Here is an 18532-nt window from a genome sequence, read left to right as displayed (position 1 = left end):
GCATGTCTCGGGTGTACAAGTCTGGTCGTCTGGCGACCGCGGTGAAGGTCGGACTACTGGCGGCAACGACGGCCGGCGTCTGGTCGACGACCACGTTGGCCGCGCCGTTTTCGGCGCAACAGAGTTCGGTTAAATCCTTCGACATTGCCGCTGGCAGCCTGACCGAAGTACTCAGCCATTTCGCCAGTGCGGCGGGGGCAGCGATTTCGTTTGATGCGCAACAAACCGATGGCCTGAAATCCCCTGGCCTCAGAGGCGCATTCGGCACCAGCGAAGGCTTTGCGCGGATTCTTGGCGGCAGCGGCCTGCAAGCCGAACCGCAGGCCAATGGCACCTATGTGCTGCGGCCGGCACCGGTAGTCGGTTCGGCGCTGGAACTGGGGGCCACCAACATCAACGGCCAGTTGCTCGGCGCGACCACGGAAAACAGCGGCTCGTACACTACTGGCGCGGTGACCATCGGCAAAGGCGAGCACTCGCTGCGAGAGACCCCGCAATCGGTCACGGTGATGACGCGCAAAATGCTCGACGACCAGAACCTCAACACCATCGATCAGGTCATGGAAAAGACCCCGGGGGTTACCGTCTACGACTCGACCATGGGCGGCAAATACTTCTACTCCCGTGGCTTTCGCATGTCGGGCCAGTATCAGTACGACGGCGTGCCGCTGGACATGGGCAACCTCTACGTTCAGGCCGACAGTTTCAGCGGTGACATGGCCTATTACGACCGCGTCGAGATCCTTCGCGGCGCGGCCGGGATGATGAAAGGTTCGGGCGGCACCGCCGGCGGGGTGAACTTCGTGCGCAAACGCGGGCAGGCCACAGCGCAAACCGAGATCACCTTGTCGGGCGGCAGTTGGGACAATTATCGCGGACAAGTCGACACCGGTGGCCCGTTGAATGACGCTGGCACCATACGTGGCCGCGCCGTGGTCGCCGAGCAGAGCCGGCATTACTTTGTCGACGACGCCAGCCGCAAGGATCAGGTGTATTACGGCGCGCTCGACTTTGACGTCAGCCCCGACACCACACTCGGACTGGGTGTCGCCTATGAAGACGTCGATGCCAATCCGTGCTGGGGCGGTCTGCCGCGCTACAAGGATCGCAGCGATTTGAAACTCAGTCGTTCGACTTGCCTGGATCCGTCGTGGAATACCTGGCGCAGCCAGCGCACGACGGTGTTCAGTGATCTCAAGCATCAGATCAACGAAGACTGGAGCCTGAAGGTCGCCAGCGTTTACACAAAAAACACGCAGGACATCAAATACGCATTTGCTTCCGGTGCGGTGACTCCGGGCGTCAACACCACCGGCATGCTGGGCAGCATGTACGACTACGATCAGGTCGACTACGGCCTGGATGCGTACGTCGATGGCAAGTTCGACGCATTCGGTCAGCAACATGAACTGATCGTGGGCGCCAACGCCAGCCGTTCGAAAAAGAACGACTTCTACTCCGTGGCGTTTTTGCCGCAGCGGCAGAATGTGTTCAATCCCGACAAACATATTCCTGAGCCGGACGACAGTTACTTCATCGAAAACTCTTCGCGCGGCGGCCCGGTCAATTCGCTGACCAAACAGCAGGGCGTTTACTCGACGTTACGCCTGAAACTCGCGGATCCGTTGACGCTGGTCGTCGGTGGGCGGGTCAGCTGGTACAGCTCTGAGACTGATTCGGACTTCATCAACAGCGGTACTTCGGAGCATTCCAGCTCGACGGAAACCGGCCAGGTCACACCGTTTGCCGGGGTTCTGCTGGATTTGAACGAGAACCTGACGGCTTACGTCAGCTATTCGGACATTTTCACGCCGCAAGGCAACTACCGTTCCGAAGACGGCGCGGCGCTCAAGCCACTGGTGGGCCAGAGCTATGAACTGGGGATCAAGGGCGCTTGGTACGACGGTCGACTCAACGGCTCGTTCAACCTGTTCCGCACGATTCAGAAAGATCAGGCGCAAACCGACTACAACTCGTCCTGCCCATCGTCCGACGGCTATTGCTACCTCAATGCGGGTAAGGTTCGCGCACAAGGTTTTGAAGCCGAGATCAGCGGTGAAGTCATCGAACGCCTGCAACTGCTCGCGGGGTACACCTACACGCAGACCAAGACCCTGGACGACATCGACAGCAGCCTGACCGGTGCCGCGTTCAATACGTATGTGCCGCGACACGTGCTGCGCATGTGGGGCGATTACGCGCTGAGTGGCGCGCTTGAGCGCTTTACCCTCGGCGCCGGGGTCAATGCACAAAGCGACAACTTCCGCGTCTCACCCGCCAGTGGCGAGAAAATCAGCCAGTCGGGTTATGCAATCTGGAACGGTCGCATCGGCTACCGCATCGATGACACCTGGTCGGTCGCGCTCAACGGCAACAACCTGTTCGACAAGCGTTACTACTCGACCATCGGTACCGAGACGTTCGGCAGCTACTACGGTGATCCCCGCAACTTCATGATGTCGGTGAAGGCGAGTTTCTAGTTCAGCCTGAATTGATTGCAAGCGCCGGTCCGTCCTGAGTGCAGAGGTGTGTCAGTGGGTTCAGCACCTTCCGGTCACCCTGCGCGCGCGCACCGGCTGCTTTGCTGTGAGGCTTGTCGTGTTTTTCTCCTTCTTTTGAAATAGCTACTAAGGTCTATAACTGTAATCTCGAGGCCATATCCGTTTGTTGTCGACAGTGGCCACTCAGTGGTGGAGATAGCTGAACAGGGAGGTTTTCATGCAAGGTGCCAGCGGCCATTCTTACGGCGGGCACGCCCCGCATTTCATTCGCAACGCATTACTGGTCGCCATGGCCAACACCCTGATGCTCGCAGACGCTCAGGCCGCATGCGGGCCTTTGGCGGCGGGTGCTTACAACGTTTCGCAAACCTGTTCGGGCTGTCGTTGTCCGCCGGGACCATCGACGCTGGCGTCAGCCACTACACTCGGAGCGCCGCCGGCGAAGACACCTTGCGCGCTTACGGCGTCGGCGCCTACTGGACGCACTTCGGCCCGTCCGGCTGGTATCTGGACGGCGTGTTGCAAGTCAACCGCTTCGACATCGAAGCCAAACCCAACGACCTGGCCAAACTGAAAACCCGTGGCTGGGGCTACACCGCATCGCTGGAAAACGGCTACCCGTACGAAGTCGACAAAGACTGGTACATCGAGCCGCAATTGCAGGCGATCTACAGCTACGTCGATCTGGACAGCAGTGATGACGTCGGCGCGAAAGTTCGCTTCAAGGACGTCGATTCACTGATCGGCCGCGCCGGCGTGCGCATCGCCAAGGACTGGGACACCGAAGGCGTCGACAAGAGCGCACGGCGCACCAATGGGTGGATCCGGCCGAGTATCTGGCATGAATTCAAGGGGCAGCCGAAAACCGAGTTTTCCTCCGAGTCGGGGTACATCCCGTTCGAATCCGACATTCAGGGCACGTGGGGTGAAGTGAATGTCGGGGTGGATTACCAGGCCAATCAGCGCACCACGTTTACCGCGTCGGCCGGCTATCGCCAGGGGTTCGACGGTGACAGCCACGGGTATGACGCGATGTTGGGGTTGAAGATCAATTTCTAGCGCACTCGGGTACACCGCATAACCCTGTAGGCCTTCGCCTGCTCGCGATAACGGTGTGTCAGATAGCAAATGAACACCTGACACACCGTTATCGCGAGCAGGCGAAGGCCTACAGTGGATGGCTTGCTGACGTTCAGCCCTATATTCTTCCCGCCTGTTTGATGGAATGACTTAGGGAAGAATTGCATGCCGTTCAGGGTGATGGTGGTCGGTGGTTACGGAAATTTCGGCAGCATCGTGTGCAGGCATCTGGCGCTGATGCCGGACATCGGCCTGGTGCTTTCGGGTCGTGACCCGCGCAAATTGCAGCGCAAACTCGATGAGTTGAACAGCCAATCGGGTAACGTCTGCGAAGGCTGGTGCGGTGATGCCATGGGCAGCGAATTCAAAGCCGCATTGCGGGCGATGAATATTCAACTGGTCGTGCACACCGGCGGGCCGTTTCAGGGGCAATCCTATGCGCTCGCCGAAAGTTGCATCGACGCCGGTGTGAATTACTGCGACCTGGCTGACTGCCGCACGTTCGTCAACGGCATTCACGTTCTCGACGCGAGAGCGAAGCAGGCCGGCGTGGCGATCCTCAGCGGTTGCAGCTCGGTGCCGACGTTGTCGTCGGCAATCATCGATGAACAGCGTCAGCGTTTTTCCCGCATCGACTCGATCGAACACGGCATTTCCTCATCGGCGAAAATGCCGGGCTTGTCGACCATCGAAGGTGTACTCGCTTACGCCGGCAAACCGATCAAGCAACTGAAAAACGGCAAGGTGCATGAAGTGTCCGGCTGGCTGGACCTGACCTTGCGCAAAATGCCGCAGATGGGCACGCGTCTGCTGGCCAACGTTGATGTGCCGGACATGGACATCTTCGCCGGTCGTTATGGCGCGCAGACCCTGAAGTTCAAGGCTGGCGCCGGGCTTAAACTTGGCGGCGTTGCCAACGGTCTGCTGGCTCAGGCGCTGAAAGTCGGGCTGGTGCGCGACCATGCCTTGTGGGCCGGCAGACTGCATCGCCTGGGCACGCATTTCGAGCGTTTCGGCGATGGCAAAAGTGCGATGTACATCGACGTGCAGGGCCTTGGCGTTGACGGCAAACCGCTGTCGATGACCGCGCAACTCACCGCCCTGAACGACAAAGGCCCGGAAATCCCCAGCTGCGCCGCCGTGGCCCTGGCGACAAAAATGGCTTCAGGCTACGTGCCGGCCGCCGGCGCCCGACCGTGCGTGGGCGAAATCAGCGTCGCTGAGTACATGGCCGCGATCAACGATCCGGCCAACCTGAGTCTGGCCGTGCAGTTCTCGGACGGGCAGCGCTGACATGCTCTACCTGTGCCTGAAGTACCTGCACATCATCGCCGCGATCTTCCTGTTCGGCTTCGGCATGGGTTCCTACCTCTACCTGATCGCCGCCAGCCGCACGCGCAATCCACAAGTGATTGCCCACGTTGCGCGCATGGTCGTGGGCTTTGACACCTGGATCACCACGCCGGCCGGGTTCGTGCAGATCATCACGGGGTATCTGCTGATGCGCCTGTCGGGGCTGAGCATGAGCACCGAGTGGGTGCTGACCTCGTTGATCATTTTTCTGTGCGTCGGCTCGCTGTGGTTGCCAGTGTTGCTCCTGCAGAAGCGGCTGTGTGTGATGGCGACGAGTGCGAGCGAAGTGGGGGCGGGGCTGGATGAGCAGTATCAAGCCGTCTACCGGAAATGGTTCTGGATGGGTGTGATGGGTTTCGCCGGAATGTTTGTCATCGTACTGATGATGGTCACGAAGATGACGCCGGTGCAGTTGTTTAACTTTCTGGTGTAGGTGCGGTGGCTTTCAGGAAGCGCTGTTCATGATCAGGGTTCGGCAGCAGGCAAGTGTCGTACTTGCCGAACAGCCGATAGCGGTTCAGCGCAATGCGATCGTAGGCCCAGTCGCGCAGTCCACGAGGGAATACGCGCAGCAGGCGCAATGGCTGCCAACGGGCGGGTAGTTGGCTGATGACTTCGAGGAACGCGTCCGAACGTTCCCAGTAGTGACGATCACGAATAACGGCCATGGTGTCGAATTGATCTATGGGCAGGCCGGCCCACGCGAGCAACGCCTGCCCCTCCGGCGACTGCACCGCTGCCAGACGTACGCGATGTTGATGATCGTGGCGAATCAAAAAACGCGCCCAGCCATTGCAGAGTTTGCACACGCCATCGAACAAGACCACGGATTCGCCGGGGTTGAGGAACGGGGCGGGGGTCGGGCGGTTTTTTTCGGAGGGCATAGGGTTTGTGTTCAAGAGGTCGGGTGTTGCGATCATAGCGCCGCAAGCAGTTGTTCGCGAATAACTGCCTCAGGCAGAGCCGTGGATATAAGGAACAGACCCCGTTTAGACGCGTGATCTGCCTCCCGACGATGTCAAACCGCTGCTTCACCCCCGTGAATGTCCCTGACTCGATCCTTGGAACCGGCCCGAAGCGTATGGCGAAACTTCAACGCCGGCCGCTCGACGCAATAGTAGGAAACACCACTCAACAAGAACGACAGCACCAATACCGTTGCAATCCTGGCCCAATCGAATGAGGTGATCGGCCAAAAGCCGTGCAGGAAGTAAATCACCATGAAGTGATTGAGGAACACGCCGTAGCTGATGTTTCCCAGAAATTCGTCAAACCGGTGAAATTTCAGTTTTGTCAGCCAGTACACGGCAGGGATGCCCAGGGCAATGCCTGCGGCCACTTCGGCGTTGAACGGTCGGCGGTCGATCCAGCCCGCCATGATCGCCACGACGATCATGGCCGCCGCCACGGCGGTGCCTGTGGCGATTGCCAGACCCTTCGCCTGCGGTTTGTAGAGGTAGCTGCCACACAGGAATATAAACAGGACGCCCGGCAACAGACGGTAGCCGTAGTAGTCGGTGTTGATGAATCCAAGACACGCGGGAATGAACACCGCGACGGACAACGCGAAAGCAACGCCCCGTGCTCGGTAGATGAGCAGGAACGGGATCACCAGGTAGAAGCACACCTCAAGCCCGAGCGACCAGGCCGGAGGCAAAATCCACGTTCCGCTTGCGCCGAACATATAGAAACCGAGGGGCACGATCGCGAGGTTCGCGGCGATGTTTCTGAAGGTCAGTTCGGCCCACTGTGGCGTGCCGGGCAGCAGGAAGTAGATCACCGCACAAGAGACGAAGAAATAGAACAGGAATTGCGGATAAAGACGCAAGGCTCGGTCCAGGTAGAACCGGCCGACTTTCTCGGGGGCCTTGTAGTTGCGCTCGATCAGTGAGGTCATCACGAAACCACTGATGAGCAGGAAGGAAATCACGGCAACCACTCCTGGGTTGAACCCCATGAACGTCTTGCCCATATGCGAAACAGCGACCAGGACGGCCAAAAGCAAACGGAAGGCTCCCACGTGTATCCCCAAACGACCTTGTAGTTATGGCGGGTAAATTACGATGGTTTTTGGGGGGATGACAGGTTTTTCTCTGCGCTCGGGGCTAGGGAATTTCAGGATTTCGGAGAATGCGGGATTTATGCGAGCCATTCGCAGTGGGCGAGAGCGCTCGGCACGGAACCAAGCGCTCAGGGTAGGGCGGGGCACTTACGGCTCCACCCTGACGTTTCAGCCTTTGTTTGCGTTTAGCTTGCGCAGTTCTTCGTAGGTCGCCGACTGGACGAACCAGAAGCCGGAAATGATGCACCAGCACAGGGCGCCGGCCACGAAGATACCCAGCGCCGGGAGGAACCCGCTGGTGAAAATCGCGACGATAGCGACCAGCCAGATGAACGCCAGGGAGAGATAGAGGACGGTGTTGTTGACGCTGATGACGAAGTCTTTCACGGGGGCATATTCCTTGCAGGATGTAGAAAAATTCCCCCTCTCCGGGGGCGAACGCATGCTATCACATTGCCTTCACGGTTCAAGGAAGGGGAACTCATTGCCGGCTGGAATGGGGACGGATTTATTTATCAGGCAGACCGGTCGCTTCTGGCCGAAATCGGACGTCCCTGAGCGGCCACTATCTGCTGACCGTGGGCGAATGGGCCGGTGGCGGTGGTTTCCAGAGAGCGTGAGAAGTTAGCGGCGGATTTGCGACAGTGTGTCGATTCGATTTTCCTGGTTATCCAAAATCTTTCTCGACATACACCAGCGTAGCGTCACCATTTAAGCTTGCTGAAACGTTTCACCCAGTTTATAAAAAGCGCACAACTCCAAGAAAGGCTGCTGCCATGACCCCGCTCAAACTCGTTGTTGCCCTCAGCGCACTGTCCGCTGCCTCCCACGCCATGGCCTGGGATTACGTTCTGCTCGACACCGACAAAGCCGCCCAGAACTGGCAGATCACCAGCCAGCAACTCGGCATAAAAACCGACAAACCCTTCAGCGTTACCCTGCGCACCTTGCATGGCGGTCGGCAAGAGGGCGTCAGCATTGTCGACATCGATAACGGTACGATGAAACTCTCGGTAGTGCCGACACGGGGAATGAATGTCTTGCAGGCCTCGGTCGGCAATGTGCGCATGGGCTGGGATTCGCCGGTCAAGGAAGTGGTCAATCCGTCCTTCATCGAACTCAATGGCCGCGGTGGTCTGGGCTGGCTGGAAGGTTTCAATGAGCTGGTCACCCGCTGCGGATACGAATGGGTCGGCCACCCCGGCGTCGACAACGGCGAGCTGCTGACCCTGCACGGTCGAGCCGCCAATATTCCTGCGAACAAAGTCACTCTGCACATCGATGAAACACCACCGTACGCCATCACCCTGCGCGGCGAATTGAAAGAGCAGGCGTTCAAGAAGGTCGACTTCTCCGTCGCGACGGAACTGGTCACCGAACCCGGCCGCGTCGTGTTCGACCTCAACGACACCCTGACCAACAACGGCGACTATCCGAAGGAATACCAGGCGCTGTATCACAGTAACTTCAGCACCCCGTTCCTGGAGCAGGGTGCTCGTTTCGCCGCGCCAGTAAAGCAAGTGTCGCCGTTCAACGACAAGGCCAAGGGCGATCTGCCCGAATGGCAAACCTACCGCGCACCGACCAAGGACTACGACGAAACGGTTTACAACGTGGTGCCGTACGCCGATGCCAAGGGCGATACGTTGACCGTGTTGCATAACAAGGCCGGCAGCCTTGGCGTTTCGGTTGGCTTCAATACGCAAACACTGCCGGTGTTTTCCCTGTGGAAGAACACCGATACCCAAGGCCAGGGATATGTCACGGGGCTGGAGCCGGGGACAAGTTTTTCCTACAACCGCCGTTATCAGCGGCCACTGAACCTGGTGCCGACAATCGGGCCGAAGGAACACAAGCAGTTCCGCATCAGCTACAGCTTGTTGGCGGATAAGGCGGCAGTGGACAAGGCCTTGAAGCAGGTGAGCGAAATTCAGGGTGGACGCGAGACCGAGGTGCGGCAGACGCCGTTGGTTGATCTGACCAAGGAGTGACACCGGCCAAGGCATTGTCGGCCGATGAGCTGCTCGCAATGACAGAGACTGTCGGCTCTTGGCCAAAAGCAGGCGCATTAAGCGTTCTTGATCCCTCTGTGGCGGATACCTGACCGCCGCCACAAAGGGATCACCCCTCAATCCACCGGCACAACCTTATCCAGCGCTCGATTCACCGCCAATTCCCCCAGCATCACCACTTGCGCAATGCCCAGCGCAGTTTTGCGGTGGCCTGGGTCCAGGAGGGCGGCGAAGTTGCAGAGCATTTCGGTGGCTGAGCTGAGGGACTCGCTGGCGTTAACCAGCAGGGACTCGCTGTCGTAGTCGGCGTTGGGTTGGCGTCAGGTAGTAATCGAGGGCGCGTTCGGCGGCGTCGTTGAGGGTTCGGGAGTCCGGGAATTTGTAGGGTGAGACTGGATCGGTTTCTGGTGGATTCGGCGTTGGTTTGAACATAGATGAAGCTCCATATGGGACTTAAGGAACCATCACCTTCGCTACCAAACGAAAGGTGGTGGCCATACGAAGGTTGGTAGACCGGCCCATATGGAAAATCCGGCGCGCCCGAGGACGCCCTGCGCATGGCCACCATAAGACAAATGCTGAAAAAGCATCTGCGCACGGTGACGTTATGCGTCATATGAGAGCGGGCTACCAAACCCCATCACTGTTTTTCAGTGACCCGGAAACGATAAAACCCGCGCCCCAGACGCACAAGCCGGCGGATTCTGGCGTAGTCGTAGTCGTAGGCAACGGCGCAAGACGTTGTAGCCTTAAGCAGGTAACGCGACGTGTCTTTTAAACAGTCAGAGAAAACTCCTAAACAAGCCTCATCAACGCGCCATCCAAAATGACATTCGTCGGTCCGTCCTCCAGCTCAGGCAATGGTGTGGAACCCTCATGACAGGGCACGCACCAACACTGAGTTGCAACCCAAAAAGACGAGGAGGGATACCGATGTCAGTTCATCCGATTCTGTTTCTGGGTGGTTCCGGCGCCATCGGCCACCGTTCTGCCGAAGCGTTGCGTGCTGCCTATCCTGACGTGCCGTTGCTGATCGGCGGGCGCGACCAAGCCAAGGCGCAACAAGCCGCCGAGGAAATGGGCGGGGCGCAGGGCGTGGTCATTGATCCTGCTGCCGACGACTTGGGGTTGGGCGATCGCCCGGTCAGCGCCGTGGCGGTTTTCTATATGGATCATTCCCTGGCCGGACTGCGTTTCGCGCAGCAACGCAAGGTGCCGCACTTGAGCATTTCTTCTGGCGTGTTCGAGATTGCGCCGCAAATCGCGAGCTTCATTCATCGCCCTGACGCGGCGCTCATCGTGCTGGGTTATGAGTGGATGGTGGGCGCGACGACGGTGGCGGCGCTGCACATTGCTGAGGCGTTTTCCCGGGTGCGCGATATCCGCATTGATGCGCTGGTCGACGAGGAGGACGGCGGCGGGCCGGCCGTGGCCGAGGATTTTGAACACCTGAACAAGATGCTGCCCGCCGCCCTGACTCGGCGCGACGGGGATTACATTTGGCGCGAAGGGGCGGACAAGAACGTCAGCTTCCGTGCGCTGGACGGTACGCCGATGCAAGCCAGCGGTTTCTCGTCCATCGATGTCACTGGGCTGGCGGCTGCCACCGATGCGCTGAATGTGCAATTCAATCTCGCCAGCGGGGTCAGTTCTTCGCGGCGCGCGGGTCGGCCGATGTCGACCGAAATTCTCATCGAAATGGTCGGCGAGGATCGCAAGGGTCGGACGTTGCACACACGGCATGCCGTCGTTCACCCGGCAGGTGCCGCAGCGTTGACAGGGCTCAGCGTGGCCATGTTGTTGGAACGACTGCTCGGGCTGGATGGCAAACCACCCACTCCGGCAGGTCTGTACTTCCCTTATCAGTTGCTCGATGCCGGTGCGTATCTGGAGCGTCTGAGCAGGGAGGGCGGTGAGCTTATAAACCTGCAAGAGCATTAAGGCAGGCTTCTTTCGGTAATGCCGATCTTGCCCACTGAACCGCTGGCAAACCTTGATGTGTTCGCCAGCGGTAATTTGCCCTCACGGCGAGTGCCACTCCCCACCATCCGCCACCGGCACCTCGCCCAGATCATAAGGATTGACCCCTTCAAGACAGCCCACATTGAAGCCGAACTCCTGCGGATTGCTGCTACGTCGGTGATGGGTGTAGATGCCGCAGTTACCGCAGAAAAAGTGCTCGGCCACTTGCTGGCCAAAGCTGTACTTCAACAACGCCGATGTTCCGCGAATCACCTTCAGGTCAGCCGCCGGCACCGCCGCAACGATCGCGCCTCGGCGTTTGCAGAACGAGCAGTCGCAGCGGTGCGGCGTGGGCAGGCCTTCGGGCAGGTGGATTTCGAGAATCACGGCGCCGCAATGGCAACTGGCGCGGTGATCACGGCGGATCAGCGTATTACCGATTTGTTTGAGCATGGCTATGCCTCTGTCCAGTCCACGGTCGCCGTTTCACGCCACTTCACTTCGGTAATGCCAAAGCGCTCGGCCTGGGGTTTGGAGATGACCTTCAACGGTGGTTTGCCGGGTTTGGGAATTGGCGCGATGCCGGCATCGCAACTCGCCCAATGCCAGGCATCGGCATTGCGCATGGTTTTCGCGCGGATGACGAATGATTTTGGCTGGCCGTGAAGTTTGTATTCGATGACGAAGATGTCGACGTTGCTCATGCGTTCCTCCTTACGCTCATACGCAAATGAGTTTTGCCGACAAAAAAAATTCAAAGGATTTTCGGAGTTTGTTTCAGGCTGCTGAGAATTGTTTTGAGTTGAACGGCTGGAGCGGGCGCAAGCCTAAAGATCAAGCCTTGCCGAGTAGACAAGGGGACGAAAAATCCAATCGATTTCAACCCCGGAGGTAGCCGGTGACCAAGACGATCAGTGCCAGGGATTTGAACATTCAGCTCAAGCACAACGATGACGGTTCCCTGTTCAAATGGCTGCTTGCCAGTTTCCTGATGGGCAAGCGGATACAGGCCGAAATCGCTGCAGAAGCCTATCGGGTGATTGCCGATAAACACGGGCGCGATACACCGCGCAAACTGGCCGCGTGCAGCCATCGTGAACTGGTCGCGATGCTCGGGGAAGCGCATTACGTGCGTTATGACGAGACCACCGCCGTACGGCTTCACGCCTTGGCACGCCGGTTAAACGACGAGTACGCGGGCAAGGTCTGCCATATGGTCGAGGCCAGCGCTGATCGCCAGGCGTTTGAGAAACGGCTGGCGGAGTTCGACGGCATCGGTCCGAAAACCGTGGAAATCTTCATGCGCGAAGCAAGCGCTGTACTTGGCTTTTGATCGCAGGCAGCAATCCAGTCACGGTCACTGCCGGGATCATTCGAAGGCTACCTCACTCGACGACCAGAACGATTGATCGCCAACAGGCACAGCCCGACCAGCAATGCAGCGCCTGCAACCAGGAGCGCCGAAGGTTGCATCGGTTGGCGCAAGCCTGCTGCTGTGTGCCGCTGCGATATCGCCCGAGGTCGGGTTTCAATAGCTATTTCGTCAAGCGTCTGCAATGGCGTAACGACCTCTGCCTGAAACGGCATTTCCTCGATGCTCAGACGCAGGCCGTCTGTCAGCTCCAGTGTCCGTGCGGTGATAGTGCCGACGATTCTGTCCGGATAAACCGGTTCGCCATTGGGATCGAGTTGGTCATACAGGAATTTTTGCCCTTCAAGCCAGCCCACGGCCGTTTGCAACTCGGGGCCCAGGTAATACTTGCCATCGAGGAAAAATCCGGAAAATTGCGGCGCGCGCTCGACGCTTTCAATGCGATAACGCTCACCCGGTTTCATACCGGTTTCAGGGGCAATCATGGTCAATCCCTCCGCTGTAGGTTCAGCGGTAGAGAACAGGGAGCGACCGTCGTTCCATGTAAAGGAGGAAAGGTAGCGGGTTGTCTTGATCAACAGCCTGGATCATTCAGGAGAGCAAACGTACGCCTGAGCGGATCAGTCCCTTTGCCGTCAACTCCCGAATTTTTTCCCGCAGTGTTTCGCGCTCTGCCTTCGGTGTTACCGGATCGACAACCAGATATTGCCTGTCGCACCACGATTCGATTTGGCCGATCCAGTAGGTTTGTCCGGCGTGCCCCGTGTCGAGGCGGCTTAACAAGTAGCCGACTTGTTGCCAGGTCGGCAGCAGTTGGAAAGTGGCGCTGCGCCGCGCCAACGGGAGTTCATGCCAGTCTTGATCAAGTTTGGCTTTCACTCCACGGATCAACAGCGGCCAGGACACTTTGTCCAGTCGCGCAATCACCACCGAAAAAACTTTATCCGACGGATCGTCGAGTGCCGCGAACAGTTCAGGCAATTGATCATCGCGAAGCAGGCGCGCGGCGGCTTGTCGCACGGTAACAAAAGCCGAGCGTAATGCGCGGGCGTGCCAGTGCTCTGGCAACGTGCCAGCGAGTTCAGTGGTCAGGCCGATCACGCCCAGCCAGTGTTGTTTTGCCGTGGGTAACGGCTGACTCAAGCGCTCGGCGAGGACCGCGTGCGCATCAACGTCGTTACGCGGTGCCGCCCACAGCGCCAGATTGCGGACGGCAGGTGACACATCCAACAAGGCTTCGTGCAGTACAGGTTTCGGATCGGCGAGTAGCGGCAGCAGCGCATGAAGCACACGCACACGGATTTTGCCGCGGGGCCGTGACATCGCTTCAAGGAGCAACGGCAGACTTTGCGGCGCCGGCAACATTGCAGTCGCCGACACCGCCATCAAACGTACGGTCAACTCGCGATGAGCTAAAGCGCTGCGGAGCAGGGTTTCGGGGTTCTCAGGATTTTCCAGCAACAGCGTAAACAGGTAACGCGCGGCTTTGCCTTGGCGATCCAAGAAATCGGCGTACACCTCGTCCCGGCATTTCGCCGATTGCAGCATTGCGCGAACCGTCGATAAGGTCTGGCTGTGGTCGACTCGGCGTTGCGCTGCCAATGCCATCAAGGGTTCGAGAGCGGACAACCAGGCCTGGGTATGAACAGGGGAGAGGTAGTGTTGCAGGCCCGCCGCCGCCAATTCGCGCACCTGCGGGACCCAATCGTTCAGGCGTTCGATCAACACCGCCAATGCTTCGGCAGACGCTTGCCTGCACATTTCTCGCACAGCGACTTCACGAACAAAACCGTTGGCGTGATTACTTACGTCTGCCCATGTGCCGGTGCTGCCGACGTGAGCGAGTATTTCCAGCGCGTCGTTGCGTCGGAAGTCCTCATAAGTGGCAGGCTGTCCTTGCTTGCGTGCCAACCGGGTCAGCCAGTCTTGTGTGGTGTTCATCGGGCAGTGCGTCCTTGCGGGGGCAAATTGTTTTGCGCAAAAGCGTCAGCCTACGCGACTGGCGCCCGAGCACAAAATATCTTCGCTGCCATCCGGGCAGTGCGACGAGCCACGGCGCGTCGCCATGATTCCGGATGGATTGTCCATGGCCCAGACACACCTTCGCCCGACACAGGCCGGGCGAAGGTGCACAACGCAATCGCGATCAATAATCCCAGATCGCCGGAATCCAGCGAAACGCCTCGCCATTCACGGCAACACGGCCCACCGATGGAAACGGCAGGTGCGTGGCGACAAACAGTTCGCCACTGGCCGCAGCTTCCTGCAGCAGCCGCACGCGCACGCGCACCGCTTCATCGGGGTCGTGCTCGAAGCCGTTGTGCCAGTCCGGGTGGTCGAAGGCCACCGGGAACAGGGCGTCGCCGGCGAAGGTCAGGCGTTCGTCGCCGGAGCTCACGTAGACCACGCAGTGGCCCGGGGTGTGGCCGCCGGTGAGTTTGGCGACGACGCCAGGGGCGACTTCGAACGCGTCTTCGAAGATGCGCAGTTTGCTTTGATATTGCTGGATGAACGCGTTGGCGGTGGAGCGCAATACATCCGGCACCGGTGCGGGCATGTCGGTATAAGTGAAGTCCGGCGAGGTCCAGAAGTCGACTTCGGTGGCGGTGACGTGGATGCGCACGTCGTCGCGCAGACGGTTTTTCACCGTGTCGACAAGCAGGCCGCCGATGTGGTCCATGTGCATGTGGGTGATCACGATGTCGGTGACATCGCGTAGGTCGATACCGGCCGCCGCGAGGCGTTTGGGAAATTGTCCGGCGCGGGGGAAACCGGGGAACTGCCCGCCGAGGCCGGCGTCGACGAGGATCACCTGTTCGCCGCTACGCACCACCAGCACGTTAAGTGCCCAGTCGAATGCGTCGGGGCCCAGATACATCTCCTTGAACCACGCAGCACGGGCTTCGGGATCGGCGTTGGTCGACATGGTCTGGGTCGGCAGCGGCAGGACGCCGTCGCTGATCACCATCACGTCGATGTCACCCAGGCGCAGCGCGTAGCGCGACGGCACCAGTTCTTCGGGCGGGGTTTGCAGGGTGGCGCTATTGGCGGTGAATGAATCCAGATGCACGGTCATGGTGTTCTCCTTGTACTCAGGCAAGACATCGGTTCGAGGTTGAAGGGGGCGATCAAGCCACCGGAATTGCCGGGTCGGCAGCGGCCAGCGCGGCGCTACGCTCGGCGGCCGGCGGGTAGATCCACACGCTGTTGATTTGCGTCTTCAATTCTTTGGCTTCGGCTTTCACCAGTTTCAGTTGGCGATCCCAGCCCTCGGTGTACACGGCGCCCCAGGCACCCAGGTCAAGGCAGGTAACGTACTTCGGCTGACGGTAAGTGGTTGGCGCCACGCCGAGCAGATCGGCGACGGCGTTGTTGCCAGCGTGACGACCGAGGCTGATGGCGTGCTGGCAAGACATCACCGAGAAGTTACCGACGTCGTCGGTGGCGGCGCGGGCGACATCGCCGGCGGCGAATACGTGATCGAGACCTTGCACTTTGAGGTTGCCATCGACGTGCAGACGACCCTGGACGTCGCGTTCGGCGTTGAGCTGTTCAGTCAATGGACTGGCGCGGAAACCCACGGTCCAGATCACCGTGTTGCTTTCGATGTGGCGGCCATCGGCGAGGGTTACGCCGTTGGCATCCACGCCGGCGACCGAGGCGTCGACGATCCACTCGATGCCCAGTTCTTTCGAGGCTTCGATGATGGACGGGCGAATCCCGTCGCCCATGGTCGCGGCGATGTCTTTGCTGCGATCAACGATGATCACTCGAACGTCTTGACCCTCACCCAGAATGGCGCGCAAACGGGCCGGCATTTCGGTCGCGGTTTCGATCCCGGTGAATCCTCCGCCGGCGATGACCACCGTGTTGCGGGCCTTGCTGGCCGGCTGACTGGCCAGCGAGATCAGGTGGCGTTCCAGCCGCGCCGACGATTCGATCTGGTCAACGTCGAAGGCATGTTCTTTCAGACCCGGCACTGGCGGACGGGCCAGTTGGCTGCCGCTGGCCAGCACCAGGCGATCGTAAAAAAGTTCGCCCGGGCGACCGTTTTCATCGCGATAGCCGACGCGACGTGCCTGGCCATCGATGCTTTCAGCGGTGCCTTTGACGAAGCGCACACCGACAGCGTCGAACAGCGCGTCGAGCGGCGCATACATGCTGTGCACGTCGGGTTCGTAGAAACGCGGACGGATGCGCAGTTCGGCTTGCGGGGCGAGCAGAGTGATCTCCACGTCGTGACGGTCATGCATGTCCAGCAAACGCGCGGCGCTCAACGTGCTCCAGAGTCCGCCGAACCCTGCACCGATCACCAATAATTGCTGTTTCATAATGTGCTCCCTGACGCTGATGGATGGATAAACCGAGTCGTGGTTTCGACTCTGGCGCGACGATCACTGGCCGCCGCAAACCGCTTGCCGTACTGCATGGCGGTTAGTCGCCCGCTGTCGAAAACAATGCTACGGCGTGAGGGCTGTGGGCGCAGTTGTCCATCGGTGTGCGTCGATTACGCATGTGTTGAAGGGGGGTATACGAAGGTATCGACTGTGGGAGCTGCCGAAGGCTGCGATCTTTTGATCTTGCTTTTAAAAGGCAACAGCAAAAGATCGCAGCCTTCGCAGCTCCTACACGGGAGGGGTTTTACTCAGGGCTTGTTTGATATGGCTAAGCAAGTCATCGGCCTGGAAGGGCTTGGGCAGGCAAGCCACCACTTCGGGGACTCGGGTGTTCACGTCATCGGGATGAGCAGTGACGAAAATCACCGGAATGCGCAAGCCTTGCGCGCGCAACGCTTCAAGGAGTTCCAGTCCGCTCATGCCGGGCATCTGGATATCGGAAATCAGGCAGTGCACCTGCGCAAGGTCTGTCGATGCAAGGAACGCGCGGGCGCCGCAATAGGTCTGCACTCGGTAGCCACTGGCGCGCAGCAAGCTTGCCAGCGCACTGCGAATGGCCTTGTCGTCGTCCACCACTGCAATGACAACCGTGTTGTGCATAGGGCTCCCTGGTCGGATGGGCACGTATGGCGACTCCTGTCGTCCTTCCACCATACGCCGTCCGCACCGGCGCAAAACTATACCTAGGTATAGTCGGTCGAGCCCCTTTGGCCCTCAGCCGTTCCGGCCATCAGCCTTCACGGCTGAAGCGGCTGCGGTAATCACGCGGTGAAATCGACAGGTGCCGCTGAAAGCAGGCGCGCAGCCGCTCTTCGTCACCAAAGCCGCAGAGACGCGCGACCTTGTCGATGTTGTGCGTTGAGTTTTCCAGCAGACGCTTGGCCGCTTCGAGGCGGAACAATTCGATGGCTTTGGACGGCGTGCGGCCGGTGTTCTGTTTGTAGACCCGGGTGAAATTGCGCAGGCTCATTCTGGCCTGCTCGGCGAGACGCTCCACACTCAGCTTGGGATCGCCGAGGTTGTCCATCAGCCACAGGTGCAGTGAGTCGAACAACGGACTTTCCTGCACTTGCGCTTGCAGCAGTGTGCTGTATTGCGCCTGACCACCGGGGCGTTTGAGGTACACCACCAGTTCGCGGGCGACCTGCAAAGCCACTTCGCGGCCGACATCAGCTTCGACCAACGCCAACGCCAGGTCGATTCCGGCCGTGACTCCGGCCGATGTCCACACCGTGCCTTGCTGGATGAAGATTGCATCGGCATCCACTTCGATCGCCGGGAAGCGCTCGCGCAACGTTTCGCACATGGCCCAATGCGTCGCGGCGCGACAGCCGTCGAGCAGACCGGCCTTGGCCAGCAGAAACGCGCCGCTGCACACCGAAACCACGCGTTGCGCGCTCGGAGCCTCGCGACGCAGCCAATCGGTCAGTTCACCGTGCTCATCGAGGGTCTGGCAGATGTCCGGTGCACCGGGGACGACGAGGGTGTCCAGCGTGGCAATGTCCAGATCGCGTAGCGCGCGGGTATCCACGGCCAGACCTTCGACGGTGTACACCAAACCGCCGTCAAGGCTGGCGGTGTGCAGTTGATAACCGGGTTGACCGCGTTCGGCCAAGGCCTTGCTCGCCGCCCAGAACACCGTTTGTGCACCGCTGAGGTCGAGCAGGCTCATGCGCGGGTAGGCAATGAACACCACGTCGCGTGATTGCGCGGCAGAAGTGCGAGGCTGTGGGAAGGCGCTGGACATCAAAATCTGCCTGTTCAATCGGCTGAAGTGGGGCGGAGGCGACATG

The 18532-nt window shown here is 59.5% G+C and carries 18 protein-coding genes and 1 pseudogene; 7 read left to right on the top strand and 12 right to left on the bottom strand.

The window, feature by feature from the left end:
- Positions 1–2 precede the first annotated feature (2 nt).
- The 4 genes from VY732_RS17050 (at position 3) to VY732_RS17035 (ending at position 5367) form a co-directional block, all read left to right on the top strand.
- Positions 3–2480, top strand: a complete 2478-nt coding sequence (locus VY732_RS17050) for a TonB-dependent siderophore receptor (protein ID WP_331691254.1) — start codon at positions 3–5, stop codon at positions 2478–2480.
- A gap of 405 nt (positions 2481–2885) precedes the next feature.
- On the top strand, positions 2886–3560 hold the full coding sequence (locus tag VY732_RS17045; protein ID WP_331691253.1) for an autotransporter outer membrane beta-barrel domain-containing protein: 675 nt from the start codon (positions 2886–2888) through the stop codon (positions 3558–3560).
- Between the two features lie 186 nt (positions 3561–3746).
- A complete protein-coding gene (locus tag VY732_RS17040; RefSeq protein ID WP_331691252.1) occupies positions 3747–4874 on the top strand; it encodes a saccharopine dehydrogenase family protein in 1128 nt (375 codons plus the stop codon).
- Position 4875: 1 nt separating this feature from the next.
- Complete coding sequence (locus VY732_RS17035) at positions 4876–5367, top strand: DUF2269 family protein (protein WP_034155435.1); 492 nt, start codon at positions 4876–4878, stop codon at positions 5365–5367.
- Here the strand turns inward: VY732_RS17035 and VY732_RS17030 are convergent.
- From VY732_RS17030 to VY732_RS17020, 3 genes are all read right to left on the bottom strand, one after another.
- A complete protein-coding gene (locus VY732_RS17030) occupies positions 5351–5818 on the bottom strand; it encodes a thiol-disulfide oxidoreductase DCC family protein (protein ID WP_331691251.1) in 468 nt (155 codons plus the stop codon). The genes VY732_RS17035 and VY732_RS17030 overlap by 17 nt on opposite strands.
- A 134-nt stretch (positions 5819–5952) precedes the next feature.
- Positions 5953–6954: an acyltransferase family protein gene (locus tag VY732_RS17025; protein ID WP_331691250.1), complete on the bottom strand. Its 1002-nt coding sequence runs from the start codon at positions 6952–6954 to the stop codon at positions 5953–5955.
- Between the two features lie 210 nt (positions 6955–7164).
- Positions 7165–7383 carry a hypothetical protein gene (locus VY732_RS17020; protein WP_331691249.1) on the bottom strand — a complete coding sequence of 73 codons (219 nt, stop codon included), beginning with the start codon at positions 7381–7383 and terminating at the stop codon, positions 7165–7167.
- Between the two features lie 389 nt (positions 7384–7772).
- Between VY732_RS17020 and VY732_RS17015 the strand changes: the two genes are divergently transcribed.
- Positions 7773–8987, top strand: a complete 1215-nt coding sequence (locus tag VY732_RS17015; RefSeq protein WP_331691248.1) for an aldose 1-epimerase family protein — start codon at positions 7773–7775, stop codon at positions 8985–8987.
- A 137-nt stretch (positions 8988–9124) separates the two neighbouring features.
- Here the strand turns inward: VY732_RS17015 and VY732_RS17010 are convergent.
- A pseudogene (locus VY732_RS17010) lies at positions 9125–9440 on the bottom strand (DUF6124 family protein).
- A gap of 501 nt (positions 9441–9941) precedes the next feature.
- Here VY732_RS17010 and VY732_RS17005 point away from each other — a divergent pair.
- A complete protein-coding gene (locus tag VY732_RS17005) occupies positions 9942–10949 on the top strand; it encodes an NAD(P)-dependent oxidoreductase (RefSeq protein WP_331691247.1) in 1008 nt (335 codons plus the stop codon).
- Positions 10950–11030: 81 nt separating this feature from the next.
- Here VY732_RS17005 and VY732_RS17000 read toward each other — a convergent pair whose 3' ends face one another.
- A complete protein-coding gene (locus tag VY732_RS17000; protein ID WP_331691246.1) occupies positions 11031–11423 on the bottom strand; it encodes a GFA family protein in 393 nt (130 codons plus the stop codon).
- A gap of 2 nt (positions 11424–11425) precedes the next feature.
- Positions 11426–11674 carry a DUF6555 family protein gene (locus tag VY732_RS16995; protein ID WP_077572547.1) on the bottom strand — a complete coding sequence of 83 codons (249 nt, stop codon included), beginning with the start codon at positions 11672–11674 and terminating at the stop codon, positions 11426–11428.
- 194 nt (positions 11675–11868) lie between these two features.
- On the opposite strand from VY732_RS16995, the gene VY732_RS16990 reads away from it, so the two are divergent.
- Entirely contained in the window at positions 11869–12303 is a 435-nt protein-coding gene (locus VY732_RS16990; RefSeq protein WP_077572548.1) for a DNA methylase, read from the top strand.
- A gap of 47 nt (positions 12304–12350) precedes the next feature.
- On the opposite strand, the gene VY732_RS16985 is transcribed toward VY732_RS16990, so the two are convergent.
- The 6 genes from VY732_RS16985 to VY732_RS16960 all read right to left on the bottom strand — a co-directional run bounded on the left by VY732_RS16985 (position 12351) and on the right by VY732_RS16960 (position 18486).
- The gene (locus tag VY732_RS16985; protein ID WP_077572549.1) at positions 12351–12827 is read right to left on the bottom strand and encodes a short chain dehydrogenase; all 477 of its coding nucleotides are present in this window, start codon (positions 12825–12827) and stop codon (positions 12351–12353) included.
- A 106-nt stretch (positions 12828–12933) separates the two neighbouring features.
- Positions 12934–14283 carry a HEAT repeat domain-containing protein gene (locus VY732_RS16980; RefSeq protein WP_331691245.1) on the bottom strand — a complete coding sequence of 450 codons (1350 nt, stop codon included), beginning with the start codon at positions 14281–14283 and terminating at the stop codon, positions 12934–12936.
- Positions 14284–14488: 205 nt separating this feature from the next.
- Positions 14489–15418, bottom strand: a complete 930-nt coding sequence (locus VY732_RS16975; protein WP_331691244.1) for an MBL fold metallo-hydrolase — start codon at positions 15416–15418, stop codon at positions 14489–14491.
- A gap of 52 nt (positions 15419–15470) precedes the next feature.
- Positions 15471–16673: an NAD(P)/FAD-dependent oxidoreductase gene (locus VY732_RS16970; RefSeq protein ID WP_077572552.1), complete on the bottom strand. Its 1203-nt coding sequence runs from the start codon at positions 16671–16673 to the stop codon at positions 15471–15473.
- Between the two features lie 294 nt (positions 16674–16967).
- Entirely contained in the window at positions 16968–17339 is a 372-nt protein-coding gene (locus tag VY732_RS16965; protein WP_077572553.1) for a response regulator transcription factor, read from the bottom strand.
- A 130-nt stretch (positions 17340–17469) separates the two neighbouring features.
- Positions 17470–18486: a GlxA family transcriptional regulator gene (locus tag VY732_RS16960; RefSeq protein ID WP_077572554.1), complete on the bottom strand. Its 1017-nt coding sequence runs from the start codon at positions 18484–18486 to the stop codon at positions 17470–17472.
- Positions 18487–18532 lie beyond the last annotated feature (46 nt).

Origin of the sequence: Pseudomonas sp. ZY71 (assembly GCF_036542145.1) — a bacterium.
GTDB lineage: Bacteria > Pseudomonadota > Gammaproteobacteria > Pseudomonadales > Pseudomonadaceae > Aquipseudomonas > Aquipseudomonas koreensis_A.
Note: the sequence above shows the minus strand (reverse complement) of the source record. Positions and strands in the feature narration are given on the sequence as shown.

Excerpts from the sequence above, each read along its gene's own strand:
- VY732_RS17050 (WP_331691254.1), top strand. The coding sequence starts at position 3 with ATGTCTCGGGTGTACAAGTCTGGTCGTCTGGCGACCGCGGTGAAGGTC.
- VY732_RS17040 (WP_331691252.1), top strand. The coding sequence starts at position 3,747 with ATGCCGTTCAGGGTGATGGTGGTCGGTGGTTACGGAAATTTCGGCAGC.
- VY732_RS17035 (WP_034155435.1), top strand. The coding sequence starts at position 4,876 with ATGCTCTACCTGTGCCTGAAGTACCTGCACATCATCGCCGCGATCTTC.
- VY732_RS17030 (WP_331691251.1), bottom strand. The coding sequence starts at position 5,818 with ATGCCCTCCGAAAAAAACCGCCCGACCCCCGCCCCGTTCCTCAACCCC.
- VY732_RS17015 (WP_331691248.1), top strand. The coding sequence starts at position 7,773 with ATGACCCCGCTCAAACTCGTTGTTGCCCTCAGCGCACTGTCCGCTGCC.
- VY732_RS17005 (WP_331691247.1), top strand. The coding sequence starts at position 9,942 with ATGTCAGTTCATCCGATTCTGTTTCTGGGTGGTTCCGGCGCCATCGGC.
- VY732_RS17000 (WP_331691246.1), bottom strand. The coding sequence starts at position 11,423 with ATGCTCAAACAAATCGGTAATACGCTGATCCGCCGTGATCACCGCGCC.
- VY732_RS16995 (WP_077572547.1), bottom strand. The coding sequence starts at position 11,674 with ATGAGCAACGTCGACATCTTCGTCATCGAATACAAACTTCACGGCCAG.
- VY732_RS16985 (WP_077572549.1), bottom strand. The coding sequence starts at position 12,827 with ATGATTGCCCCTGAAACCGGTATGAAACCGGGTGAGCGTTATCGCATT.
- VY732_RS16980 (WP_331691245.1), bottom strand. The coding sequence starts at position 14,283 with ATGAACACCACACAAGACTGGCTGACCCGGTTGGCACGCAAGCAAGGA.
- VY732_RS16975 (WP_331691244.1), bottom strand. The coding sequence starts at position 15,418 with ATGACCGTGCATCTGGATTCATTCACCGCCAATAGCGCCACCCTGCAA.
- VY732_RS16970 (WP_077572552.1), bottom strand. The coding sequence starts at position 16,673 with ATGAAACAGCAATTATTGGTGATCGGTGCAGGGTTCGGCGGACTCTGG.
- VY732_RS16965 (WP_077572553.1), bottom strand. The coding sequence starts at position 17,339 with ATGCACAACACGGTTGTCATTGCAGTGGTGGACGACGACAAGGCCATT.
- VY732_RS16960 (WP_077572554.1), bottom strand. The coding sequence starts at position 18,486 with ATGTCCAGCGCCTTCCCACAGCCTCGCACTTCTGCCGCGCAATCACGC.